This window comes from Thiomicrospira sp. WB1 (genome assembly GCF_001507535.1).
Lineage (GTDB): Bacteria > Pseudomonadota > Gammaproteobacteria > Thiomicrospirales > Thiomicrospiraceae > Hydrogenovibrio.
In genome coordinates this window covers 19,456-42,953 of the sequence record NZ_LQBN01000002.1, presented here as the reverse complement: position 1 = coordinate 42,953, position 23,498 = coordinate 19,456, and the positions used below count along the sequence as shown (strand labels likewise).

Annotated in this window: 22 protein-coding genes; 17 read left to right on the top strand and 5 right to left on the bottom strand. The window is 55.3% G+C overall.

The window, feature by feature from the left end; genetic code table 11:
• Window positions 1–41: 41 nt before the first annotated feature.
• From AVO41_RS04635 to AVO41_RS04615, 5 genes are all read left to right on the top strand, one after another.
• Window positions 42–1,523, top strand: coding sequence for a leucyl aminopeptidase (locus AVO41_RS04635; protein WP_068583476.1), 1,482 nt, complete (start codon window positions 42–44; stop codon window positions 1,521–1,523).
• A gap of 1 nt (window position 1,524) precedes the next feature.
• The gene (locus tag AVO41_RS04630; RefSeq protein ID WP_068583473.1) at window positions 1,525–1,977 is read left to right on the top strand and encodes a DNA polymerase III subunit chi; all 453 of its coding nucleotides are present in this window, start codon (window positions 1,525–1,527) and stop codon (window positions 1,975–1,977) included.
• 66 nt (window positions 1,978–2,043) lie between these two features.
• Window positions 2,044–3,084, top strand: a complete 1,041-nt coding sequence (locus AVO41_RS04625) for a type IV pilus twitching motility protein PilT (RefSeq protein ID WP_068583468.1) — start codon at window positions 2,044–2,046, stop codon at window positions 3,082–3,084.
• A gap of 12 nt (window positions 3,085–3,096) precedes the next feature.
• Entirely contained in the window at window positions 3,097–4,236 is a 1,140-nt protein-coding gene (locus AVO41_RS04620; RefSeq protein ID WP_068583466.1) for a PilT/PilU family type 4a pilus ATPase, read from the top strand.
• Entirely contained in the window at window positions 4,229–5,164 is a 936-nt protein-coding gene (locus AVO41_RS04615; protein WP_235584670.1) for a M14 family zinc carboxypeptidase, read from the top strand. The genes AVO41_RS04620 and AVO41_RS04615 overlap by 8 nt, the downstream gene beginning before the upstream one ends.
• Before the next feature lie 34 nt (window positions 5,165–5,198).
• On the opposite strand, the gene AVO41_RS04610 is transcribed toward AVO41_RS04615, so the two are convergent.
• The 3 genes from AVO41_RS04610 to uvrB form a co-directional block, all read right to left on the bottom strand.
• A complete protein-coding gene (locus AVO41_RS04610; RefSeq protein WP_068583464.1) occupies window positions 5,199–6,359 on the bottom strand; it encodes a murein L,D-transpeptidase family protein in 1,161 nt (386 codons plus the stop codon).
• Window positions 6,346–7,212, bottom strand: coding sequence for a tetratricopeptide repeat protein (locus AVO41_RS04605; RefSeq protein WP_068583461.1), 867 nt, complete (start codon window positions 7,210–7,212; stop codon window positions 6,346–6,348). Before AVO41_RS04605 ends, AVO41_RS04610 begins: the two co-directional genes overlap by 14 nt.
• 133 nt (window positions 7,213–7,345) lie before the next feature.
• Window positions 7,346–9,382, bottom strand: coding sequence for an excinuclease ABC subunit UvrB (gene uvrB / locus AVO41_RS04600; RefSeq protein ID WP_068583459.1), 2,037 nt, complete (start codon window positions 9,380–9,382; stop codon window positions 7,346–7,348).
• Window positions 9,383–9,536: 154 nt separating this feature from the next.
• On the opposite strand from uvrB, the gene AVO41_RS04595 reads away from it, so the two are divergent.
• Window positions 9,537–10,718 carry a pyridoxal phosphate-dependent aminotransferase gene (locus tag AVO41_RS04595; protein ID WP_068583455.1) on the top strand — a complete coding sequence of 394 codons (1,182 nt, stop codon included), beginning with the start codon at window positions 9,537–9,539 and terminating at the stop codon, window positions 10,716–10,718.
• 60 nt (window positions 10,719–10,778) lie between these two features.
• Here the strand turns inward: AVO41_RS04595 and nudE are convergent, their stop codons facing one another.
• Window positions 10,779–11,327 carry an ADP compounds hydrolase NudE gene (nudE, locus tag AVO41_RS04590; RefSeq protein WP_068583452.1) on the bottom strand — a complete coding sequence of 183 codons (549 nt, stop codon included), beginning with the start codon at window positions 11,325–11,327 and terminating at the stop codon, window positions 10,779–10,781.
• Window positions 11,328–11,356: 29 nt separating this feature from the next.
• On the opposite strand from nudE, the gene yrfG reads away from it, so the two are divergent.
• Window positions 11,357–12,052: a GMP/IMP nucleotidase gene (gene yrfG / locus AVO41_RS04585; RefSeq protein WP_068583448.1), complete on the top strand. Its 696-nt coding sequence runs from the start codon at window positions 11,357–11,359 to the stop codon at window positions 12,050–12,052.
• Window positions 12,053–12,111: 59 nt separating this feature from the next.
• Here the strand turns inward: yrfG and tmpT are convergent, their stop codons facing one another.
• A complete protein-coding gene (gene tmpT, locus AVO41_RS04580) occupies window positions 12,112–12,747 on the bottom strand; it encodes a thiopurine S-methyltransferase (RefSeq protein WP_068583446.1) in 636 nt (211 codons plus the stop codon).
• Window positions 12,748–12,786: 39 nt separating this feature from the next.
• Between tmpT and AVO41_RS04575 the strand changes: the two genes are divergently transcribed.
• The 10 genes from AVO41_RS04575 to AVO41_RS04530 all read left to right on the top strand — a co-directional run bounded on the left by AVO41_RS04575 (window position 12,787) and on the right by AVO41_RS04530 (window position 23,496).
• Window positions 12,787–13,317, top strand: a complete 531-nt coding sequence (locus AVO41_RS04575; RefSeq protein WP_068583443.1) for a redoxin domain-containing protein — start codon at window positions 12,787–12,789, stop codon at window positions 13,315–13,317.
• Window positions 13,314–14,039, top strand: coding sequence for a spermidine synthase (locus tag AVO41_RS04570; protein WP_068583440.1), 726 nt, complete (start codon window positions 13,314–13,316; stop codon window positions 14,037–14,039). Before AVO41_RS04575 ends, AVO41_RS04570 begins: the two co-directional genes overlap by 4 nt.
• 38 nt (window positions 14,040–14,077) lie before the next feature.
• Window positions 14,078–16,030, top strand: a complete 1,953-nt coding sequence (locus AVO41_RS04565; protein WP_068583438.1) for an ATP-binding cassette domain-containing protein — start codon at window positions 14,078–14,080, stop codon at window positions 16,028–16,030.
• Window positions 16,031–16,183: 153 nt separating this feature from the next.
• The gene (nrdB, locus tag AVO41_RS04560; protein WP_068583435.1) at window positions 16,184–17,317 is read left to right on the top strand and encodes a class Ia ribonucleoside-diphosphate reductase subunit beta; all 1,134 of its coding nucleotides are present in this window, start codon (window positions 16,184–16,186) and stop codon (window positions 17,315–17,317) included.
• A 164-nt stretch (window positions 17,318–17,481) separates the two neighbouring features.
• Window positions 17,482–18,213, top strand: a complete 732-nt coding sequence (locus AVO41_RS04555; protein WP_068583432.1) for a histidine phosphatase family protein — start codon at window positions 17,482–17,484, stop codon at window positions 18,211–18,213.
• A 14-nt stretch (window positions 18,214–18,227) separates the two neighbouring features.
• On the top strand, window positions 18,228–19,553 hold the full coding sequence (locus tag AVO41_RS04550; RefSeq protein WP_068583429.1) for a metallophosphoesterase: 1,326 nt from the start codon (window positions 18,228–18,230) through the stop codon (window positions 19,551–19,553).
• Window positions 19,528–19,824 (top strand): amphi-Trp domain-containing protein, encoded by a 297-nt coding sequence (locus AVO41_RS04545; protein WP_068583426.1) that lies wholly within the window; start codon window positions 19,528–19,530, stop codon window positions 19,822–19,824. Before AVO41_RS04550 ends, AVO41_RS04545 begins: the two co-directional genes overlap by 26 nt.
• A 9-nt stretch (window positions 19,825–19,833) precedes the next feature.
• On the top strand, window positions 19,834–21,480 hold the full coding sequence (locus AVO41_RS04540; RefSeq protein ID WP_068583424.1) for an aminoglycoside phosphotransferase family protein: 1,647 nt from the start codon (window positions 19,834–19,836) through the stop codon (window positions 21,478–21,480).
• Window positions 21,473–22,369 carry a GAK system ATP-grasp enzyme gene (locus AVO41_RS04535; protein ID WP_068583420.1) on the top strand — a complete coding sequence of 299 codons (897 nt, stop codon included), beginning with the start codon at window positions 21,473–21,475 and terminating at the stop codon, window positions 22,367–22,369. Before AVO41_RS04540 ends, AVO41_RS04535 begins: the two co-directional genes overlap by 8 nt.
• Window positions 22,366–23,496: an HprK-related kinase B gene (locus tag AVO41_RS04530; RefSeq protein ID WP_068583418.1), complete on the top strand. Its 1,131-nt coding sequence runs from the start codon at window positions 22,366–22,368 to the stop codon at window positions 23,494–23,496. The genes AVO41_RS04535 and AVO41_RS04530 overlap by 4 nt, the downstream gene beginning before the upstream one ends.
• Window positions 23,497–23,498 lie beyond the last annotated feature (2 nt).

Below are 23,498 nucleotides of genomic sequence, written 5' to 3'. Positions count from 1 at the left end.
TTCAATAAAGAAAATATTATACAAGTTAAGAGGCCCTCTCCATGCAAGAAATCCAGTTTAACGCAACGCAAACCTTAACCACCGACGCCTACGACACACTTGTGGTTCCGGTTTTTGCCAAAGGCGATCAGATTTCTCAGCTCCACACCCTGGGACTGGACACCGCAGTGGCACGCTGGGTTGAACAAAACGATTTCGAAGCCGGCAACGGTCAGACGCTGCTGTTGCTGGACCACGCAGCCAGCCCCTGTCAACGACTTCTGCTGGTCGGCTGTGGAGACAGCGCCAAGCTGACGGAAAAAACTTACCGTCAAGCGATCAAAGCGGCCACAAACGCACTGCATCAATCCGGTGCGCACAACGTGCTCTCGGTTCTGACATCCATTTGGCCTGAAAGTCGTGACCAGGCCTGGTCACTTTATCAGAACACGCTTTTCCTGCAGCATGGCCTCTACGACTATCAACACCCTAGCCGAGGTGATTTCACCCCCAAGCAAACCCGCGTGCAAAGCGTGACCTTTTTCAGCCATGAAGCTGAGCAGGACGACGTTCTCAAGCAGGCACAGGCTTCGGCTTATGGCATGAAAATGACCCAGGATCTGGCCAACACCCCTGCAAATTATTGCACGCCCACCCACCTGGCCGAGACCGCGCAACAACTGGGCAAAACTTACGGGTTTGAGGTCACCATTCTGGAAAGAGAGCAGATGACAGAAATGGGCATGGGCGCATTTATGGCGGTCGCCCAAGGCAGTCAAACCCCTCCAAAAATGATCTGTTTGTCTTATCAGGGCGGCGACCCGGACCAACCGCCGATTGCGCTGGTGGGCAAAGGCGTCACCTTTGACACAGGCGGCATTTCACTCAAACCCGGTCAGGCAATGGATGAAATGAAATACGACATGGGCGGTGCCGCCGCTGTTCTGGGGACTTTCGAAGCCATCGGGCGCCTGCAACCCAATCAAAACATTGTCGGTGTGATCCCTTCCACCGAAAACATGCCGTCCGGCTCGGCGATCAAACCCGGGGACGTGGTCACCTCTCTGTCGGGGCAGACCATTGAAATCCTCAACACCGATGCCGAAGGTCGACTGATTCTGTGTGATGCCCTGACCTACGCCCAGCAAACGTTCAAACCGGAAAAAGTCATCGACATGGCCACCCTTACCGGGGCCTGTATCATTGCCTTGGGCCATGAAATCTCAGGCATTATGGGCAACGATCAGGCTTTGGTGGACGCTTTGTTGGACGCCGGGCGCGAAACCTACGACCGTTTCTGGCAACTGCCCTTGGCCGACGAATTCGATGCACAGCTCAAATCCAATTTTGCCGACATGGCCAATATCGGTGGCCGGGCCGCTGGCACCATCACCGCCGGGCAATTCCTGGCACGCTACACCCGAGACACTCGCTGGGCGCACCTCGACATTGCCGGCACGGCCTGGCGAAGTGGTGAACAGAAAGGCGCGACCGGGCGCCCGGTGGCTGCGCTGGTCCAATATCTGACCCATGCCTCGGACTGACATGGCCTTGGCCCCAACCCCAGCCAACCAGGATGTGCTCTTTTACATCCTGCCGGGCGACGCACCGAGTGACCTGGACCAGTTTGTGTTGAAATTGCTGAACAAAATTCATCGTCAGGGGCGCCAGGCCGACCTGCTGCTCCCGGATGAGGCCACAGCGCAAAAATTTGAAGAACGCATCTGGGGGCTGCGCCCGGAAAGTTTTATTCCATGCAGTCTCAACGGCGATTTCAAGGCGCCTTTTCAACTTTACACGCAATTTCCAGCGACCCCTGGCAACGATGTACTGATTAATCTCAATCCCGCGTTTGAACCGATGCGCGCCATAGAGGACGGCGCCTATCACCGGCTGATTGAAATACTGGATCAGTCGCCACAGCGAATTGAGCTAGGGCGAGAACGCTGGCGACAATACAAGAAACTGGGATTGACCCCAACCTCCCACAAGCTGTGAGGCGCTGGCAATCGGCTCAGTCTAGGCTGGCGTGACTAACCGTACATGCCATACATTGGAGCAACGATGGACATTACACAACTGCTGACGTTTACGGTCGAACAACACGCCTCGGATCTGCATTTATCCGCTGGCATGCCACCGATGCTGCGCCACGACGGCGACATCCGCAGTCTGGAAACCGAGGCCCTCTCTGCGCAAAGCGTCCATGACATGGCCTTTGACATCATGACCGATGCCCAGCGGAAACTGTTTGAACGCGACTGGGAAATCGATTTCTCATTTGAGTTGCCCAACCTCGCTCGGTTTCGTGTCAATGTGTTTCAGCAGAATCGGGGCGTCGGTGCGGTCTTTCGGGTGATCCCGGGCACGGTTCTGTCACTGGAAGATCTGAATGCACCGGAAATCTTCAAAGACATTGTGGAAACCCAGCGCGGCCTGGTGTTGGTTACCGGTCCCACCGGTTCCGGTAAGTCCACCACGCTGGCGGCCATGGTGGACTACCTCAACAAAACCCGAAAAGCGCACATCCTCACCATTGAAGACCCGATCGAGTTCGTCCACACCCCGAAGCAGTCACTGATCAATCAGCGCGAAGTGCACCGCGACACTCAAAGCTTTGCTTCGGCTCTGCGCTCATCGCTGCGGGAAGACCCGGATGTAATTCTGGTTGGTGAAATGCGGGACCTGGAAACCATCAGCCTGGCACTGACGGCGGCCGAAACCGGGCACCTGGTTCTGGGCACACTCCATACCAGCTCCGCCGCAAAAACCATCGACCGCATCATTGATGTGTTTCCCGCCGGGGAAAAACCCATGGTGCGCGCCATGCTGTCAGAGTCTCTCAAAGCCGTGATTTCTCAGACCCTGCTGAAAAAAACCGGCGGCGGGCGCGTGGCCGCGCACGAAATCATGCTCGGCTCCCCGGCCATCCGCAACCTGATTCGCGAAGACAAGGTGCCTCAGATGCAGTCGATGATTCAAACCTCCAACAAACTTGGCATGCAAACACTCGATCAGGATTTACGCCGACTGGTCAATGCCAAGCAGGTGGCACTGGAAGAGGCCCGGGCCAAGGCCACCAACAAAGACGAATTTTTACGCTGACGGAAAACGCACATGTCTGAACGGTCGCACACACAACTGACCACCCTGCTGCAGGCGTTTGACCAACAAGGCGGTGCCGATCTGTTCATCACGGCCGGGGCCCCGGTCAGCCACCGCCTGAACGGCGCCATCGAGCCTCTGACGGAAGAATCTCTGTCGTCCGAACAGGCCAGACACCTGACGCTGGCCTTGATGACGGAAGAGCAGCGTGCGCGCTTTGACGCCGAAAAAGAACTGAATTTTTCCTACCATCTGAGCGATGCCTCGCGTTTTCGCGTCAACGCGTTTTTTCAACAGGAACAGGTCGGCTGTGTGGTCCGCCGAATTGCCACAACCATCCCGACCTTGCAGGATCTGGGATTGCCTTCGCACCTTGGAGAGCTGGCCCTGAGCCCGCGCGGCCTGATTTTGATGGTTGGGGCCACCGGCTCCGGCAAGTCCACCACTCTGGCGTCCATGGTGGATCATCGCAATCGTCAGCAGCGGGGCCACATCATCACCATTGAAGACCCGATCGAATTCGTGCACCGCCACCAGCAGAGCCTGATCACTCAGCGCGAGGTCGGCGTCGACACTGAAAGCTATGCCCAGGCGTTGACCAACACCCTGCGTCAGGCCCCGGATGTGATTTTGCTGGGTGAGATCCGCACCGAAGAAACCATGGCCCATGCCATCAACTTTGCTGAAACCGGCCACCTATGTCTTTCGACCCTGCACGCCAACAATGCCCATCAGGCGCTGGAACGGATCGTCAATTTTTTTGAACAGGCCAAGCGTGACCAGATATTGATGGATCTGTCGCTCAACCTGAAAGCCATCGTGTCGCAACGCCTGATTCCCAGCGAAAAAGGGGGGCGCATTGCCGCACTGGAAGTGCTATATAATACGCCTTATATTTCGGAACTGATTTTCGATGGGCGCATTCACGAGATCAAGACCGCCATGCAAAACAGTCAGACACCAGGCATGCAAACGTTTGATCAGTCTTTGTTTGACCTGTATGAAGCCGGACAGATCAGTTATGAAAATGCGTTGCGTCATGCGGATGCGGTCAACGATTTAAGACTCCAGATTAAACTGAACAGCCAACAACCATTGCCGGACGCGCTGCAAAGCGAACGGACTCATTTAAGCATCCGGCCCGATGATTAACGACAAAGCCTTCATGCCAAACATCACCGACTCTAAATTTGCACCGATTCTGATATGGCTTTTTTACCAGGCCTGGTGCCTGCCCGCTCACGCGGACGAGATGCCTCAACCGCTGAATGGTTCTGAACGCGCTCTGAGCTCTCAGACGGACCAGCTCTGTGAAGAATGGGCCAATAAATTACGGACCGTTCAACAAAGCACATGCAGAAACTTCAAGCTGCATGCGAGCGTCCGCTTTCAGTCCGCGGAAAAACGGCCACTGGTCTACAAAGAGGTTCGTCCCGGCAACCTGTCTCCCCCTAAAGGACGCATTTTGTTTATCGGCGGTATTCATGGCGACGAGTACGCGGCGATCAGCATTACCTACCTTTGGCTGCAGGAGCTGTTGAAAGCGCGCACGCAACCCCACTATCACTGGCTGTTTCTGCCCCTGGCCAACCCCGATGGCCTGTTTCAATCTCCGGCAACCCGCATGAATGCCAACGGTGTGGATCTGAACCGGAACTTTCCGTCCCCCGATTGGGACGATTCGGCCTTATCCACCTGGCGCAAACATTATCGTGGCAATCCACGGCGCTACCCAGGCACTCATGCCGCCAGTGAACCGGAGACTCGCTGGATGGTGCATATGATTGAACGTTTCCGCCCGGATGCGATCATTTCCGTGCACGCCCCTTACGGGTTGCTCGACTACGACGGACCGGAACATGCTCAACCCAACCGGATCGGTCACTTAAAGCATCGTTCACTCGGCACCTACCCCGGATCACTGGGACGCTATGCCGGGGAGCACCTTAACATCCCGGTTCTGACACTGGAGTTGCGTTCGGCCGGACGCATGCCCAAATCAGATGAAATCGAGCAGATGCTCAAAGACCTGGAAAGCTGGGCGGCGGCAAAAATCCGCCAACAGGAAAAAGAGTTATAGCGCGAACGCGCTGCGACGGTAAAAAGCGTGGTAATTACTTTTGACTCAAGCGAGGCAGGTTGGCGGCCGGAATCGTATTTTCATACACCAGTTGCCAGTGCCCCTGATCGGCTTCACGCCAATACTGTTCAACCTTATCCTGATTTCCGACCGGAAAACTGACATAGTAGACGCCCGGCTCGCCCGGATAGGCATAGACGCTGACGGCCGACCAGTCAACCTGATAAGGCGACTCTTCCCGCAACCATTGATTAATACGGGTGAGCACAGACTGTTTGTGGCCATTGATTTCGGCCAAACTCCGCTTGGGCGTTTTTTCGGCAATGATCACCGGTGTGGTTTGATTCAAACCGAAGCGGAACAACAGGTTTTCCATGGCCGGATTATTGAGCACCACACAGCCACGACTGGCCAGAGGCGGGCGACTGTATGTCGAGCGCGGCGTGCCATGCAGCCAGATTCCCGAGCCAGTTCGCCCCTGCCCTTTGTCCCAGGTGTTGGGATAATTCAGCGTCAGTGCCCCCACCCCATACAGCTCGGGCAGCGTCTGGTCCGGCAATTGTTTGACGATCTGATAGACGCCCACAGGCGTTTTTTTGTCACCCCGGACCTGCTTGCCTGTGCCGCGCTCGCCCAGTGTCACATAATAATTGGCCACCTCTTCGTAACCGTTTTCCTGCTTCTGATACAGAAACAGCCGGTGCGCCTCAGCATCCACCAGAACCAGGAAAGGTTCCTGACTGGTTTTGAGCACATATTGCGACAAAATGTCGTCACGGCGAGCCGGAGCAGAAAGTTGGTCACGATTCTGGCGCCAGCGGACCTTGGCTTCCGTCACCAGGGCGTCCACGGTTTTGGCATGACGCTGACGCTCAACCAGCACTTTTTGTTTTTGACCGGACTTGATCGCCAGGAGTTCAGCCTTGAGCAATTGCGCCAACTTGTATTCCGGCATTTCGGCGGCCAGTTGAGACAGGTCCAGGACGGCCGAGTCGAATCCCCCCTGCTCGATTGCGCTCAAACCAGTGAGCAATTTTTCTTCGGGCAACAGAGTAAAACCGTCCTGAGCCTGAACCGACAGCGAAGCTCCCAGAGCAAGGTGGCTTACCAGCACAGCGGTAAACGCCGAACGGCGCCAGATGGCGCGGCGCGTCCGACGGCAACGCTGACTGTCATGCACATTAAGGGGAAACATTGATCACCTCCTCCAGTGCAATGCGCCAGCTCTGGTCCGTCTGCTGGTGCCAGATTAATTTTTTGCGCACCTTATCCTGGAAAAAATCCGATTGGTATGCCTGATTGAACGTGACTTCGATCGTATTGGGCCCCAATGGGATGGCACGCATCTCCGACAGACGAATCCGAATGAACTCGGGGCGACTCAGACTGGCCTGACGGTTCGCGACCCAGGCCTGGTGACTTTTGTGGTCATCAGGCAAAAAATCTTCAACATAAAAAGCGAGGTAAGCCTTCAGCGCCTGATCCGACCAGGCCTCACGCCAGGCTTCGGTCTGATTGATCACCGTCTGCATCGCCTGCTCAGTCTGGCGCAAACGGCGCTCTTCGGTTGTCTGCAAGTCGGCCTGCGCACTCAGATCCCATTTAGGGTCAGGCTGCTTAACCTCGGTATCAAACACGGCCTGATAAGCCTGCTGCGATTGATAGGCGTATATTTGGTTAAGATTGTCACGTAAAACTTTCACTTGAGGAATCTGCGCCAGGGCGGCTTCCAGCTCTTGCTGGGCCTGCTCGTATTGTCGCAAATGCATCAAGGTCGCCGCAAGGTTATTCCGCACCGCCAGATCATTAGGAAAATCGGCTTTCAGGGCACGTAAGCGCTCCAGAGCATCCTGATACTGCCCCGACTGTGAGGCCTGGGTGGCGGCCTCAAAACGCTCGGCAAAGCCGGCGCCTTTGTCGGTTTCAGCCCAGCTCGACAGGGACACGCCCAAGCACAGCGCCAGCAAAAACGTTTGCAATCCTCGAGCGGAGGTGAGATGAAAAACCGGTCGAAAAATCGACCCTGATAGACAGACGTGTCGGCTCATGTCAGTCAATGACAACCTCTAACAATTGGTCGGCACGCCGGGGTGACGAAACCAGAAAACAAATTTGGGGCAGGCAGTCAGATGCAGCACCATCTTGCCGACCACTTCAAAACATTCAATAAACCTTTCTATTCTAACGCAAATCGCCCACCCCGACCATAGAGGATTTGAGTGTTTTGATGCGGTCACGCAAACTGGCGGCGGCTTCAAAATCCAAATCTTTGGCGGCCTGATACATTTTCTTTTCCAGTTGCTTGATTTCCGCCGCCAGTTCCGCAGGCGTTTTCGCCGCATCCTCGCCCACCGCATAGACTCCCTGCATTTCTGCAGCCTGGTCCTTGGCACGTGCCGATTGCGGCTTTTTCGCGTAGGGCGAATCGTCCAGGATGTCGGCCACTTTTTTGTTCAACTTCTGCGGCGTAATGCCATGGGCCTCATTATGGGCAATCTGTTTGTGGCGACGCCGTTCGGTCTCACTCATGGCTTTCTGCATGGAACGAGTGATTTTGTCGGCGTAGAGAATGGCCTTGCCCGCCACATTTCGGGCCGCCCGCCCGATGGTCTGAATCAAAGAACGGTCAGAACGCAAAAACCCTTCCTTGTCGGCATCCAGAATCGCCACCAGCGACACTTCGGGAATATCCAAGCCTTCACGCAACAGGTTGATGCCCACCAGCACATCAAACTCGCCCAGACGCAGGTCACGGATAATTTCGATGCGCTCCACCGTATCAATGTCGGAATGCAGATAGCGCACCCGCACCTGATGCTCTTCCAGGTATTCGGTCAGGTTTTCAGCCATTCGTTTGGTGAGCGTGGTGACCAGCACCCGCTCGTCCACCTCGACCCGTTTTCTGATTTCACCCAGCAAATCATCCACCTGCGTCGTCGCCGGACGGACTTCGATCTCTGGGTCCACCAGCCCGGTGGGACGCACCACCTGTTCCACCACTTTCGACTGATGCTCGGCTTCATAATTGGCCGGGGTCGCGGACACAAAAATACTCTGCGGCATCACGCGTTCAAACTCGTCGAAGCGCATGGGGCGGTTATCCATGGCCGAAGGCAATCGAAACCCATAATTCACCAGGTTTTCCTTACGCGAACGGTCGCCTTTATACATCCCGCCAATCTGAGGGATGGTGACATGACTTTCATCGATCATCATCACCGCATCATCCGGCAAATAGTCGAGCAGCGTCGGCGGCGGCTCCCCCGGGCCACGCCCGGAGAGATAACGGGAATAATTTTCGATCCCGGAGCAATAGCCCAGTTCCGCCATCATTTCAATGTCGAGACGGGTACGCTCTTCCAAACGCTGAGCTTCCACCAGTTTGTTGCGTTCACGCAAGTCAGTCAGGCGCTCCACCAGTTCATCCTTGACCTGATCAATGGTTTTGAGAATGCGCTCGCGCGGGGTGACATAGTGGGTTTTGGGATAAACCGTAATCCGAGTGGGACGGCTCAATATTTCGCCTGTCAGTGGGTCAAACCAGGCCAGCGCCTCCACTTCATCGTCAAACAGCTCGATGCGGATGGCAAATTCTTCGGCCTCGGCGGGAAACACATCGATCACATCGCCGCGCACCCGAAAGGTCCCGCGCCACAGTTCCGTTTCATTGCGTGTGTACTGCATGGTACTGAGCTTTTCCAGAATCTCACGCTGTGCCATCTGGTCGCCCAGACGCAACTGCAAAATCATTTTAAGGTATTGATCCGGGTCGCCCAGGCCGTAAATGGCGGAGACGGTCGCAATCAGCACCACATCCCTGCGTTCCATCAGCGCCTTGGTCGCCGACAACCGCAGTTGCTCAATCTGCTCATTGACGGACGCGTCCTTGTCGATATAGGTGTCGGACGCCGGCACATAGGCTTCCGGTTGATAATAGTCATAATAGGAAACAAAATATTCGACTGCGTTATGGGGAAAGAACCCTTTCATTTCACCGTATAGCTGAGCCGCCAGGGTTTTGTTGTGCGCCATAATGATGGTGGGACGCTGCACCCGCTCGATCACATTGGCCATGGTGAAGGTTTTGCCCGAACCCGTTACCCCCAGCAGGGTTTGAAAGGCTTCGCCATCCTCCAGCCCTTCGACCAGTGCATCAATGGCCTGGGGCTGATCCCCGGCCGGTTCATACTGTGAAACCATCTCAAAACGTTTCGCCACAATCCCTCTCAAATTCCCTTAAAAAACACACGCAAGCATTGTAAAATAACGGTCACAGAGCGTGAATTCTGCAAATCGCATTATTTTAACGCAATCGCTTTTGCAAGTGACAACCGTTCCTTATCGAACCCATATAGAAGACGAGTGCCTTTTTATGTCAAGACTGTCTGATCGCGTCAATCGAGTTCAACCTTCTCTTACGCTGGTAATTACCGCCAAAGCCGCCGAGCTCAAGCGTGCCGGCAAAGACGTGATCAGCCTGGGCGCGGGCGAGCCGGACTTCGACACACCGGACCACATCAAACAGGCGGCCATCGACGCCATTCATGGCGGCCAGACCCGCTATACGCCGGTTGACGGCACCCCGGAACTCAAAGAAGCCATCATCGCCAAATTCCGGCGCGACAACGAACTCGACTACCAGATGGACCAGATTCTGGTGTCTTCCGGTGGCAAGCAAAGTTTTTACAACCTTTGCCAGGGTCTGCTCAACGACGGCGATGAAGTCATCATTCCAGCCCCTTACTGGGTGTCTTACCCGGATATGGCTTTGCTGGCAGGCGGCAAGCCGGTGGTGCTCGAAACCGGCATTGAGCAGCAGTACAAAATCACCCCCGAGCAACTGGAAGCCGCCATTACCGACCGAACCCGTCTGATGGTGATCAACAGCCCTTCCAACCCCACCGGCGCGGTCTACACCCGCGATGAGCTGGCAGCGATCGGTGACGTACTGGCCAAACACCCTGAGATCGTCATCGCCTCCGATGACATGTACGAACACATCCTACTGGGCGAGACCCCGTTTACCAATATTTTACAAGTGCGTCCGGAATTGACCGATCGCACCGTGGTCATGAACGGCGTTTCCAAGGCGTATGCCATGACCGGCTGGCGCATCGGTTATGCCGGCGGTCCCAAAGATCTGATCGGTGCCATGCGCAAAGTCCAGTCCCAGAGCACCTCCAACCCCTGCTCGGTCTCTCAGGCCGCGTCCGTGGAAGCGCTGAACGGTCCGCAGGACTGCATTGAGACCATGCTAACCGCTTTCAAAGAGCGCCATCAATATGTGCTCGACACCGCCAATAGCATTCCCGGAATCCAGTGCATTCCGGCCTCCGGTGCTTTCTATGCGTTTCTGGATGTGCGTGAGGCCATGCAGATGAAAGGCTTCAAAGAAGACGCCGATTTTGCCACAGCGTTACTGGAAGAGCAGGAAGTCGCCGCGGTTCCCGGCTCCGGTTTTGGCGCGCCGGGCTACCTGCGCATTTCTTTTGCCACCAGTCTGGCGCATTTGCAGGAAGCATTGAAACGCCTGAGCGCGTTTATGAATGCCTAAACACTGGTGTGATGTGAGCGATGGGTTCAAGGTTGTGCTGACATTGACCTTGATCGCCCGTCAAACCCGGTTAAGGTGATGCAATAATCGCAATAACGCCGCATACGCACGCCCCTCGCTGAACTCCGGATGCGCCAGCAAATCGGCCCAGTTTTTCAGCGGCCAGCGAATCACTTCAAGCGGCTCGGGCTCATCGCCTTCTGCGGGGTCCTCCACCAGCTCCTCCGCCAGCACAATGTGCGTGTGGTGCGACATATAACCCGCAGCCAGCGTGACCGTATCCAGTTGCGCCAGACTTTGCGGACGGTAACCGATTTCTTCACGTGCTTCGCGCTCCGCGGCCTCTCGCCAGGATTCCCCCGGATCGATTTTGCCTTTGGCAAAGCCGAGCTCATAACGCCCCACCCCGGCCGCATACTCACGAATCAGGATCAGATCGTCTCCCAGCAAAGGCACAATCAGAACCGCTCCCTCGGCGGAACTGACCAAGCGCTCAAACTGAACGCGTGTGCGGTTGGGATATTCAATTTCCAGGCCTTCCACTTTGAACACACGGGTGTGTGCCAGCGGCTTTTTCGATAGAATGGTCGGATGAGAAGGTTTTTCCATAAAATAATGATACGCAAAGCGGAATAAGAATGCGAGAAAGAGTCACCGAAAATCCCTTAGCGACGGTTCCCCTCCCCTGGGCTGATATCGACACGGTTCTGCTGGACATGGACGGAACCCTGCTCGATTTACATTTTGATTACCATTTCTGGATGGAATACGTGCCTCAGAAATACGCAGAAAAACAGGGCCTTCCTCTGGAAGAAGCCAGCCGCGTGATTCGCGAAAAAATCCACTCCCAGACCGGGACGCTGAACTGGTACTGCCTGGACTACTGGCAAGAGCAACTGGCCCTGCCCATTGTCGAGCTCAAACACGAACTAAAACACCTGATCGCCGAGCATCCCGAGGTCATCCGTTTTCTGGCTGGCTTACAAAAATTGGGCAAACAGGTCATCATGGTGACCAATGCCCACCGCGACAGTCTGGCGATCAAACTGGAATGCACTGAAATCGGGGACTATTTTGATGCCATGCATTCGTCGCATGATTTCGGCCTCCCCAAAGAAGCGTCCTCGCTCTGGTCGCACATACAGACCCAAACCCCTTATGACCCAAAACGTACGTTATTGATCGACGACAACCTGACCGCGTTGCGCTCGGCGCGCGACTATGGCATTGCGCACCTGTTATGTGCCGTGCACGTCAGCCCCAAACTGGAAGCGGTGGACCCCGAAGAATTTCAGGGGTTCGAACATTTCAGCCAGATCATGCCCAGCCAGTAAGGCCTGATTGACACCTTTTTCACCAGGCCTGGTGAAAAAGCCAGTTTTCATCACACCCATCACTCAAGCGGGATTAGGTGATAGGCCGTTTCGACCGTGGGCACGCCTTTGCGTTCAAACGCCACACTTTCCAATACCTGCACGCGGTAATGCGCGCCATAAAGCCGTTCGATCTCGCTCTGATCCACGCTGAATGGCGGCCCCGACAGCACGCGCTGATCATACGTCATCGCAATCAGCATCTGCGGCACAGGGCGCGGCAGAATCGCGTTCAGGTGTGCCACATATTCACGCCGCATGGCTTCGGGCAAGGCAATCAGAGCCGCCCGATCATACACCGCACCGATCTCAGCGCAATCCTCGGCACGCAGATGAAAAAAGTCCCCGCAATAAAGCGATAAACCACTCACTTCATACCCGGTCAGCTGCGGGTGTGACGTGGGCGTGCCCACCAATTGATGCGCTTGGAGAAATTCTTCCAGCGCCTTGGCGCTGAGTTCGACCCCGGTGACCGCATGACCCAGTTCTTTGAGCCATAGCATATCGAGCGTTTTGCCGCACAATGGCACCAGCACCGACTCGTCGCCGCTCAGCCCCAATGCCTGCCAGTGCGACTGCAAAAAACGATTGATCTCGGTCTGGTGAAACCCGACCCGACCGCTGTGCCACATTTGATGCCAGAAATCCGCTTGCATAGCTCTCCTAAAATTGATGACAACCATTATAATGGGCGCATGACAAAAAAACAGCACACAGACGCCCCGGTTCGCGGGCAACGCAAATGGCTCGGCAACCTGCTCTGGATATTGGTTTTTCTGGGGTTGTTCTTGTTGCTTCGCCCTTTTATGCAAGGCGATGTGGTCGAAGGCCAGGCACCGGATTTTACCGCCACCACGCTGCAAGGCGAAACCGTTCGGTTGAGTGACTTCCACGGACAAACGGTGCTGGTGCATTTCTGGGCCACCTGGTGCCCCATCTGTGAATTCGAAGTGAATGCCATCGAGCGCGTGGCTGAGGACTGGCCAGTGCTTAATGTTGCCACCCAGTCCGGCGCCGGTTCCGAGCTGACAGATTACGTTCAGACCCACAACATGAACGCCGCCAATGTCGTGCTTGACCCGGATGGCCGCCTGTTTCAGCGTTATGGCGCCAAAGCGGTCCCGGCTACTTTTGTGGTAAACCCCGCCGGAGAAATCGAATTTGTCGAAGTGGGCTATTCCACCAGCTGGGGCCTGCGCGCACGCCTTTGGTGGGCCAGTCAATGATCAAGGCACTCAAACGTCTGGCCGGAAAAGGGGCTAGCCCCACAGTGGTTGACTGCATCCGCGATGAATTCGGTTTGATGCAAGTCGTCGACACCGCCACCACACGCAGCCTTTACTTCAACACGCTGGTCGAACAAAGCCGCCAGTTCCTGCATGCGCCGATGACACTGGGGTTTGAATACCAGCAATTGCTGTTTGACCACATCATGGCCTATGCACAGGACCGACGGGCCCCCTCAATCTGCATGCTGGGCGTCGGCGGCGGCACTCTGGCCACACATTGTCATTTGGCTTTGCCTGATTCGTCCCAAACTCTGGTCGATATTCGCGAAAGCGTGTTTGAGGTCGCGCATGATTATTTCGGATTGCCGCACACCCCACATATCCAGACCCAGGTGGCCGACGCCCAGGCATTTGTGCTGGAAACCGCCTCCGGGATTCAGCAAACCGAACAGAGCGCATTCGATATTTGGGTGCTTGACCTGTATGATCAGCACACCATGCCGGAGGCATTCAGTGACGTCGTTTTTTTAGCGGCATTGGCGCAATGCATCGGCGCACCAGGCCTGGTGCTTTTTAATTTGTGGCGCGGCAATGCTCACGCCACCAGCCGTGTGATTGAATTCTGGGAACAGCACCCGGATTTTGACGTCACCACACACCCGACGCAACACACCGGCAACATTATTTTGGCCGCACAACCCCGGCAAGGCGGACGCTGATGCGCGCCACACCCTTAGACTTTTAGGAACAAACGGTTATGGCACTGCTTCATCTACGCGACATTGACTTGAGCTTTGGCACCCAGTGCATTCTGGACAAGGCACACTTAACCATTGAGCGCAACGAACACGTCTGCCTGGTCGGTCGCAACGGTCAGGGCAAGTCAACGCTGCTCAAAATCATCGAAGGCACGCTTGAACCCGACCGTGGCAGTCGTGTGCTGCAGGACGGTTTGCGCATCACCAAACTGCAACAGGAAGTGCCCAATGATCTAACCGGTTCGGTCTTTCACGTGATCGCCGAAGGGCTGGGACAGACCGGCGCACTGCTGGAGGAATTTACCCAACTGACACAACGGATGGCCATCGACGATGACCCCAAGCTGTTTGAGCGATTCACCCAGGTGCAGCAGCAGCTGGATGCCAATGACGGCTGGTCCTTGCAACAGAACGTCGACACCCTGATTTCCAAGCTCGCGCTGCCCGCCGACGCCGAATTTTCCGACCTGTCCGGCGGCATGAAGCGCCGCGTGCTTCTGGCGCGGGCACTGATCCGTTCGCCCGACATTCTGTTGCTGGACGAACCCACCAACCACCTCGACATTGCTGCCATCGACTGGCTGGAACCCTTCTTGAAATCCCTCAATTGCACCTTGGTGTTTATCACCCATGATCGGGCGTTTCTTCAGGCACTGGCCACGCGCATTGTCGAGCTGGATCGTGGGCACTTGAGTAGTTGGGAATGCGACTATCAGACCTACCTCAAACGCAAAGCCGAAAAGCTGGACGCCGAAGCCAAAGCGGCGGCCGAATTTGACAAAAAGCTGGCACAGGAAGAAGCCTGGATACGCCAAGGCATCAAAGCCCGCCGCACCCGTAACGAAGGGCGCGTTCGCGCACTGGAAAAACTGAGGGCCGAACACAAGGCCCGTCGTCAGCATGTGGGCAAAGCCAGCCTTCAGACCAATCAGAGCCAGAACACGGGCAAACAAGTCATCGAGGTCAAACACCTGTCTTTTGCCTGGCCGACCCTAAACGTGGTCGAGGACTTTTCGACCCTGATTCTGCGTGGCGACAAGGTGGGGCTGATTGGCCCCAATGGTTGCGGCAAATCCACCCTGCTGAAACTGCTGCTGGGTGAAATTCAGCCAAAGCAAGGCCAGGTCAAACTGGGCACCCACTTGCAGGTGGCCTATTTCGACCAGCACCGGGCGCAACTCGACCCCGAACAAAAAGTGGTCGACAGCATCACCGACACCTCCGACCATGTGGAAATCAACGGCCAGCGCAAACATGTGATGGGCTATCTGCAGGATTTTCTGTTTACCCCCGAGCGCGCCCGTCAGCCGGTTAAGGCCCTGTCCGGTGGGGAGCGCAACCGTTTGCTGCTGGCGCGTATTTTCGCCAAACCCGCCAACCTGCTGGTACTGGATGAGCCCACCAACGACCTCGACATCGAAACACTGGAGCTGCTGGAAGAATTACTGCTGAACTATCAGGGCACTGTGATTCTGGTCAGCCACGACCGGGCTTTTCTCAACAGCGTGGTCACCAGCTCCATTGTTTTTGATGCTCCGGGACAGGTACACGAATACGTGGGCGGCTATGACGACTGGCTGCGCCAGCGTCCTGACTGGGTCAGTTGGGACAACTTCGCCGAGCAGAAAATGCCAGGACACAACGCCAGTCGTACAGCGACCCAGCCAGAATCCCATGAATCCAATGGCCCCGCCCCTGCGCAGAGCAACCCAACCGCTGCGAGCAAGCCCAAAAAGCTCAGCTACAAGGACCAGCGTGCTTACGACGCCCTGCCCGAAGAGATCGAAGCGCTGGAGCAGGAGCTGGAAGACCTCAACCAACGAGTGAGCGACCCGGATTTCTACCAGACATCGGATTATCAGGAAACGCTGGCCCACATGCAGCGCTGCGAAGACGAACTCGAGGCTGCCTTTGAGCAATGGGAAACACTGGAAGCGAAGATGCACGAATGATATACATTTTCATTATAAATCTTTTCAGTGGGTAACGAATTTGTTAAGATCACTCACCAAGCCACTTGGCACCCGTAGTGGTTAAAAAAAACAAAACCGCTACATATTGGGGTTAAAGGCGCTTTTTAGAAAAAATGTATGGGGAACCGATTCATGAGCTGTCAGGAAAAACATTCGTATTCGACATTTTGCCGGTCTTCGAACAATGCGCTGAAAGAGCCGATGTTCTTTGGCCAGAATGTGAATGTGGCGCGCTACGACCAACAAAAACACCCCATTTTCGAAAAACTGATCGAAAAACAGCTCAGTTTTTTCTGGCGGCCGGAAGAGGTTGACCTGTCGAACGACCGTGGCGAATACGCCAACCTGCCCGAGCATGAGAAACACATTTTCATCTCCAACCTCAAATACCAGACCCTGCTGGACTCGGTGCAAGGTCGCTCTCCCAATGTGGCCCTGTTGCCTCTGGTCTCCATTCCAGAACTGGAGACCTGGATTGAAACCTGGTCATTCTCCGAGACCATCCACAGTCGCTCTTACACCCACATCATCCGCAACATTGTGTCGGATCCGGGCATTGTTTTTGATGACATCGTCACCAATGACGAAATCGTCAAGCGTGCCATTTCGGTCACCGAGCACTATGACAAACTGATTCATCTAACCAATCGCATGTATGCCGAGGAAATCGACCTGGCTCAGGATGCCGACTTCCGCAAAGAAGTCAAAACCGCGCTGTTTTTGACCATCGTTTCGGTCAATGTTCTGGAAGCCATTCGCTTCTATGTTTCCTTTGCCTGCAGCTTTGCCTTTGCCGAACGCTCACTGATGGAAGGCAACGCCAAAGTGATCAAACTGATCGCCCGGGATGAAGCACTGCACCTGTCAGGCACCCAGCACATCATCAATCTGATGGCTGAAGGCAAAGACGACCCGGAAATGATGACCATCGCGCAGGAAAACCGCGACAAGGTCGAGCAGATTTTCCGTGAAGCCGCGGAACAGGAAAAACAATGGGCCGACTACCTGTTCCGGGACGGTTCCATGATTGGTCTGAATGCCAGCATCCTCAAGGATTATGTTGAGTACATCACCAACATTCGCCTGAAAGCTGTCAAATACGAGCCCATTTTTGAACAGAAGAGCAACCCGCTGCCCTGGATGAACAACTGGCTGGTCTCAGACAACGTTCAAGTGGCCCCGCAAGAAGCTGAAATCAGTTCTTACCTGGTCGGTCAGGTCGATTCAAAAGTCGAACAGGACGATTTCAACGACTTTAACCTCTAGCCCGACAGGCTCCTAGCCCTGCCTCCTACATGCAAAACCAACCAGGCCTGGTTGGTTTTGCCATTCCCATGGCGCCGGGCGCGCCGCGTTCAAAAAACTGTCATTCAAACCACATCCAGCTGTCATCTTGACCCGTTATCTTGGTCAGAATGAATTCTTTGGTCATGGCGTTTTTACGCCACAGCGATTACCACCAATGGCCGGATACCCCCAGTGCGCTTCAACCCTGGGGACTGACCGAGCAAGGTGAAACACAGGCACGTGCTGGGGCAGAAACGCTGATGCACTGGGCGCTGGAAAAAGGCTTTGTGCTGGATCCCGCCATCGTGTGCTCCACCAGTCTTCGGGCCTGGCAAACCGCTCAAGTGATGGCCGCCTGGCTGAACGAACATCAAGCTCCCTTTCCGGTGACAGGTCATGCCACCGACCGGGCTTTCCATCCTGTGAGCGTGCCTCACCTGCACGAACGCTCGGTGGGGGCCGCAGCCAACCTGACCGTTAAGCAGATCGAACAGGCCCTGTCGGCAGACCCTCGCCATACAGTGCCGCCTCCGGGCTGGAAAGCCGACAGTCACTACCGACTCCCATTTGAAGGCGCCGAATCGTTGATTGAAGCCGGTCACCGGGTCAAAACCACCCTGGAAAAGGTGTGTCAGCCTCTGGCAGACACCCTTCAAACCAATACGCTCAAAGTGGTCATCGGTCATGGTGCGAGCTTTCGACACGCGGCTTATCTGATGGGCGTTCTCCGCTTTGAAACCGTTCATCAGTGTTCGCTCTATCATGCCCGACCGTTGCTGTTTCGTTATCAACCCGATCAAAGCCCACAATGGGTTCAACTCAGCGGTCACTGGAAACACCGACACCAGACGGACCCCCTACACACACCGGATTAACCCGAGGAGTTACCATGTCTTTTGCCAACGCATTGCAAACCGAAACCTGGCAGCCCACCCTGGCCGAGCCCTCACGCCCGTGTCATCAGTGGATACAGGCGCTTGAGGCCTCGCCGGGACCGCACTGGGGCATCAGCGGTGACCAGTGGATGAGCCCTGAGCAGGACACTTACTTTTTCTGCGACCTGCACGCGGATGCCGATGCGTTTCTGCGCTCGCTCAAGTTAAGTGGCCTGATCACACGCGACAGCGCACTCAACCACCTTCGGTTAACGGCCGCAGGACAACGCAGCCAGATCATCATCGGCGGGGACTGTTTCGACAAAGGCCCAAGCAATCTGGCTCTTTTGTCGCTGATCGGCGAACTCTACCGACAACACGCTGATGTGATTCTGCTGGCGGGCAACCATGACATGCGCATCTACGCCGGGCTACGGGCGTTGGATGTAATGAATGATTGGCGTCAGGCACACTTTTTCATCCGCATGGGGCGAAAAACCGTGCCGTTGTTTGCTGAAATTCATGCCTATGGACGCAAACACCTGACTGACACTATGCCGCCCATGACCGAAGCCGACATCCGTCGTGCCCTGTTGCCGCCTCCGGAGTGGTTTGAGTTCTTTCCAGCCTGGGCGCAGGGATTTATGCCTAAGAGCAAAATCGACAAGGAAATCAAACGCATCAAGCAAAAGCAGACCGATTTTTTCCAGGCCTGCGCCGAAGCCGGACTGGGGTTGCGTGAACTCTATCAGGCCACCCTATGGGCCAAAGACTGTCTTTTGAATCCCGAAGGCGCCTTCGGTTGGTTTTTTCAATCACTCGATTTGCTGCATATCAGCGGCAGCTACTGCTTCAGCCACGCCGGACTGGACGATCAGATGGCCATGCGCCTTCAGGTTCAGAGCCCGGATCAAATCAACCAGCACTTTCGCCAACAACTGCAGGAAGGCCGCATTTTTCAGCTTTATTACAGTGCACTGGGCAATACCTTCCGCACCAAATACCGCGCCGGAGACTACCCGCTCACACCCAGAGGGGTTCGTCTGCTGAAAGAACGCCGCATTTATGCCATGGTCAACGGTCATCGCAGTCACCCCAACGGACAACAGCTGTTTGTGCGTGAAGGCCTGCTCAACTTCGAATGCGACACCCAACTCAATGCCAACTGCCGACGCAAAAAGCAGCGTCAAACACCGGGGGAAGCTGTTACAATTTTCCATTCAGATGGACGGGTTCAGGGATTGAGCGCTGATTACCCGGCGGTGAAACAATTCCACCCCAATCATCTCTCATCGGATGATGCAGGAGGGTCGCATGGGCAAAAAGAACAAACGGTTTGAACACGAGTCACTTCAGGACAAAGACGCCATTGTCTGTTACCTGAAAGCGGTCATACAGGGGTTCAAAAAAGGCGCGATTGAGGTGTCGGATGAAGAAGACACCATTACGCTCAAGCCGGAGAAACTCGCCAATCTCAAGATCAAGGCCGACCAGAGCAAAAACGCACAAAGCCTGAACATCAAAATTCAGTGGTCATCGGATCAAAGTGATGACTTTGAAGAAACGCCTTTGTTCATTGACCCCAAAAAAGCCAAAAAGAAAAAATCCTAAGACCCTTGCATGCAACAGCCCGCCGCCCTTTATGAACCGCTGCGTTTCCTGACCCTGGAACTGCAGAAACAACTTTACCAGGTTGAGTCGTTTCTGGAATCGGGCGATCTGGCTCGGGCCGAACAGAGTTTGAGCCGGGTGGATTACATCGACAACCACCACCTCAACCTGCTGCGACGCATCAGCGAACACACCCGCCTTGCGGATCAGACCGCCGAGGTAGACCCGGTCACGTTGCAAAGCTACGACCACATCAATCACAGTCTGAAAACCCTGTCCCGTCAATTGCAGGAAATTGTGTTTCAGGCACGCAACGCCCCCAAAACCGCGTTTCGCCTGCTGACCAAAAAACGCGTGCGTGCGACCTTCAAACACCTGACCAACGGACTGGAGTTGATCGAACCCGCGATTGAAGCGGAGGCTTCCACGCTGGCCATTGACATCTGCCGTTTGCAGGTACGCATCGACCAGGTCTGTCAGGCACAACTGAAAAAATACCAGAACCGCCTGCGCAAAGGCCAACAGACCGACGCCCTGCTTAACGCCAGTTTCATCGTACGCGACCTGAACCGTTTGGGCGAAGCACTGCTTCGCATTGGCGAAGGCATCATCTCCGCCAATCTAGGCCAGATGATTCAGATCGAACGTTACCACTCTCTAGAAGCCACGCTTTCTGCCCTGTCGCTTGATCCACTGGAAGAAGCGCTGACCATCCGGGCCATGGGCGAAACCAAATCCGGCTGTACCATTTCCGGCGTCATGTCGGCCGAAGAATCCGAAGGCGAAATGCTGGCCGTGTTCAAAGCCGGTGACAAAACCAAGCTCAAAGAAGAAAAAACCGGCATCGAAAGCTGGCATGAAATTTATCCCGGCATCGCCCCCAAAGTGTATTCGTACCACAACAGTGGAAACAAAGCCGCCTTGTTGTTTGAATACCTCACAGGGGACACGTTGGAAAAACTGTTGCTTGAACGGGAACGAAAAGCCCTGCGCGAAGCGCTGGCCGCCCTGTTCGAGACCCTGGAAAACATCTGGCAGGAAACCCGGATTGAAACGGTTCATCCGGCGCACTTCATGCGCCAACTAAAAAAACGACTCAAAGACGTTTATCAGGTCCATCCCGAACTGGAATCTCAAAGCGTCAACATCAACGGCCTCAAAAACGCCGACCTGAAAACCTTAATTGAACAGGCGGAGGCATTTGAAGCGACCCTAAGCACGCCTGCGGCGGTCTATATCCATGGCGATTTCAATCTGGACAACATCCTGTATGATCCCTTGTCCAAGGAAATCAATTTCATTGATTTGCACCGCTCGGATTATCAGGATTATGTCCAGGATCTGTCGGTGCTGATGGTCTCCTGCTATCGGTTGAACCGCTTTGGCCCCCAGGACCGGAAACTGATTGCACAGACCATGCACGCCATATACGATTACGGGCGTAACTGGGCGGAAACCATCGGTGATACGGACTATGAACTTCGCCTGGCATTGGGATTGAGCCGGTCGTTTCTGACCTCGACCCGGTTCGTCCTTGACAGCAGTCATGCCAAAGCCATGCAATTCCGTGCGCGCTTCCTGCTGGAATCCCTGTTGAAATTACCCCCGGAACAATTGCACACTTACCGAGTACCCAGAGAGATCTACCATGACTGAAACTTCCTTGAAAATCGGCGTTGTCGGCATTCCCGGAAAATGGTCCACCGAAGTATTGGCCGATGCCATCGAAGCTCAGACCGGCTTTCGACTGGTCATCGACATCGAGCAAGTCATCGCAGACCTTGGGCGCAATCGCGTGACCTATCAAGACCACTGCCTGTGTGATCTGGACGCGATTGTGGTCAAAAAAATATCTCAGACCTACAGCCCCACCGTGATTGATCGATTGGAGATCCTACGCTTTGTGGAAAAATGCGGGGTTCAGGTTTTCTCCAAGCCCAGTGAAATCATCCGTCTGGTGGATCGCATGAGCTGCACCATCTCACTGACTCGCGCGGACGTCCCCATGCCGCCCACGCTGATCACGGAAAATCTGGACGCCGCGCTGACGGCCGTTGAAGACTATGATGAAGCCATCCTCAAGCCCCTGTTTTCCACCAAAGCGCGTGGAATGGAAGTGCTCAAGGCCAAAGACGGCAGCAAAAAGCTCAGACAGCAACTGCAGGCCTACTATGACAAACAGGGATTTTTCTACCTGCAGAAAAAATTAAATCTGCCCGGTCAGGACATGGGGCTGGTGTTTCTGGGCGGCGAATATCTGGGGGCCTACGCCCGCATCAGCGGAGACAAAAGCTGGAACACCACCATTTATGCCGGTGGCAAATACGCACCGGCCAGTCCTTGTGATGACACCATTGCCATTGCCCGCCAGGCCCAGGCGCAATTTGACTTGAGCTACACCACCGTTGACATGGCCGAAACCGAAGACGGGCCGGTCTGTTTTGAAGTGTCTGCCTTCGGCGGCTTCAAAGGCGCACAGGAAGGCCTGCAACTGGACATTGCCCAGCGCTACACTCAGTTTGTGCTGGACACGTTACGCGCATGACCACCGCCAACGAGACGCTCGACACCTTGCGCACCCGGCTGCGTTCAGGCGCACAAACCGCCACACACTGTCTGACACTGACATTGCCAGACGCCCGGTTACGGATTTGCACCGATCAACCGGCCTTGGCCCGCATCCTGAGCGATTATTTTGCCCCCTGCCTGACTGAGGCCCCATCGAATAAGCCACCGACATTGAGCCTTGTCGCCCTGGACGGAGCCGACACACTGGGCATGGGGGAACAATGGGAAGACTGGCAGCGGGAACCGGGAAAAACCGGACGCAAGGACACCATTTTTGACCCGGCCCCGGACGAGCGCTGGGTTTACAAAGTCAAAACCGGCATGCTTTTCTGGCAAAACGCAGACCAGCCCTCTGCGCTGGGACCTGTAACAAAGCACCCCAACCAAATCATCAATTTTGCCTTAACCCAATACCTCAATCATTGCCTAAACCAAGGCTGGCAGCTGGGGCATTGCGCCGCCCTGCAGATTCAGAATCAAGGACTCGCCATCGCTGGGCTGTCCGGCGGCGGAAAATCCACTCTGATGCTGCATTTACTGGAACAGGGGCAGGCGTTTGTCTCCAATGATCGGCTGCTGATTCGCCCCGACACCAGGCCTGGTGAATTTTGCATGCGCGGGATTCCCAAGTGGCCTCGCGTCAACCCGGGCACGCTTATGCACAACCCTCGGCTGAAACCACTGCTTTCAGACACAGCGCAGGCAGAGCTGGCCAAGCTCCCCGGCGAGGCGCTGCGAAGCCTGGAACAGAAATACGACGTCGAGATTGAACGCTTTTACGGGCCGGACTTCATTCGCATGGAGACACCGTTGCATGCCCTGATTGTGCTCAACTGGTCGGTGGATGCGGCCGAGCCCACGCGCCTGCGCATCACCACCTTGGCTCAGTCGCCTGAACTGCTCCCGGCGTTGAGCAAAAGTCCCGGGCCTTTTTTTGCCAACATTGCGGCGTCACACAAGGCCGGCCATTTTCTCAAAAACGGCACTCAGCCGGATGCGCAAAGCTACCTGAATGCCCTGGGCGATTTGCGTTGCTGGGTTTTGGAAGGTCAACTGAATTTTGATCGGGCCACCGCCCTGATTCTGGACGCACTGAACACCTGAAC

Coding starts and splice junctions, on each gene's coding strand:
- AVO41_RS04545 (WP_068583426.1), top strand. CDS start 19,528: ATGGGCAAAAAGAACAAACGGTTTGAACACGAGTCACTTCAGGACAAA.
- AVO41_RS04635 (WP_068583476.1), top strand. CDS start 42: ATGCAAGAAATCCAGTTTAACGCAACGCAAACCTTAACCACCGACGCC.
- AVO41_RS04565 (WP_068583438.1), top strand. CDS start 14,078: ATGGCACTGCTTCATCTACGCGACATTGACTTGAGCTTTGGCACCCAG.
- AVO41_RS04540 (WP_068583424.1), top strand. CDS start 19,834: ATGCAACAGCCCGCCGCCCTTTATGAACCGCTGCGTTTCCTGACCCTG.
- AVO41_RS04630 (WP_068583473.1), top strand. CDS start 1,525: ATGGCCTTGGCCCCAACCCCAGCCAACCAGGATGTGCTCTTTTACATC.
- AVO41_RS04610 (WP_068583464.1), bottom strand. CDS start 6,359: ATGTTTCCCCTTAATGTGCATGACAGTCAGCGTTGCCGTCGGACGCGC.
- AVO41_RS04575 (WP_068583443.1), top strand. CDS start 12,787: ATGACAAAAAAACAGCACACAGACGCCCCGGTTCGCGGGCAACGCAAA.
- AVO41_RS04605 (WP_068583461.1), bottom strand. CDS start 7,212: ATGAGCCGACACGTCTGTCTATCAGGGTCGATTTTTCGACCGGTTTTT.
- AVO41_RS04530 (WP_068583418.1), top strand. CDS start 22,366: ATGACCACCGCCAACGAGACGCTCGACACCTTGCGCACCCGGCTGCGT.
- tmpT (WP_068583446.1), bottom strand. CDS start 12,747: ATGCAAGCGGATTTCTGGCATCAAATGTGGCACAGCGGTCGGGTCGGG.
- nrdB (WP_068583435.1), top strand. CDS start 16,184: ATGAGCTGTCAGGAAAAACATTCGTATTCGACATTTTGCCGGTCTTCG.
- AVO41_RS04595 (WP_068583455.1), top strand. CDS start 9,537: ATGTCAAGACTGTCTGATCGCGTCAATCGAGTTCAACCTTCTCTTACG.
- AVO41_RS04550 (WP_068583429.1), top strand. CDS start 18,228: ATGTCTTTTGCCAACGCATTGCAAACCGAAACCTGGCAGCCCACCCTG.
- AVO41_RS04615 (WP_235584670.1), top strand. CDS start 4,229: ATGATTAACGACAAAGCCTTCATGCCAAACATCACCGACTCTAAATTT.
- nudE (WP_068583452.1), bottom strand. CDS start 11,327: ATGGAAAAACCTTCTCATCCGACCATTCTATCGAAAAAGCCGCTGGCA.
- AVO41_RS04625 (WP_068583468.1), top strand. CDS start 2,044: ATGGACATTACACAACTGCTGACGTTTACGGTCGAACAACACGCCTCG.
- yrfG (WP_068583448.1), top strand. CDS start 11,357: ATGCGAGAAAGAGTCACCGAAAATCCCTTAGCGACGGTTCCCCTCCCC.
- AVO41_RS04570 (WP_068583440.1), top strand. CDS start 13,314: ATGATCAAGGCACTCAAACGTCTGGCCGGAAAAGGGGCTAGCCCCACA.
- AVO41_RS04535 (WP_068583420.1), top strand. CDS start 21,473: ATGACTGAAACTTCCTTGAAAATCGGCGTTGTCGGCATTCCCGGAAAA.
- AVO41_RS04620 (WP_068583466.1), top strand. CDS start 3,097: ATGTCTGAACGGTCGCACACACAACTGACCACCCTGCTGCAGGCGTTT.
- AVO41_RS04555 (WP_068583432.1), top strand. CDS start 17,482: ATGGCGTTTTTACGCCACAGCGATTACCACCAATGGCCGGATACCCCC.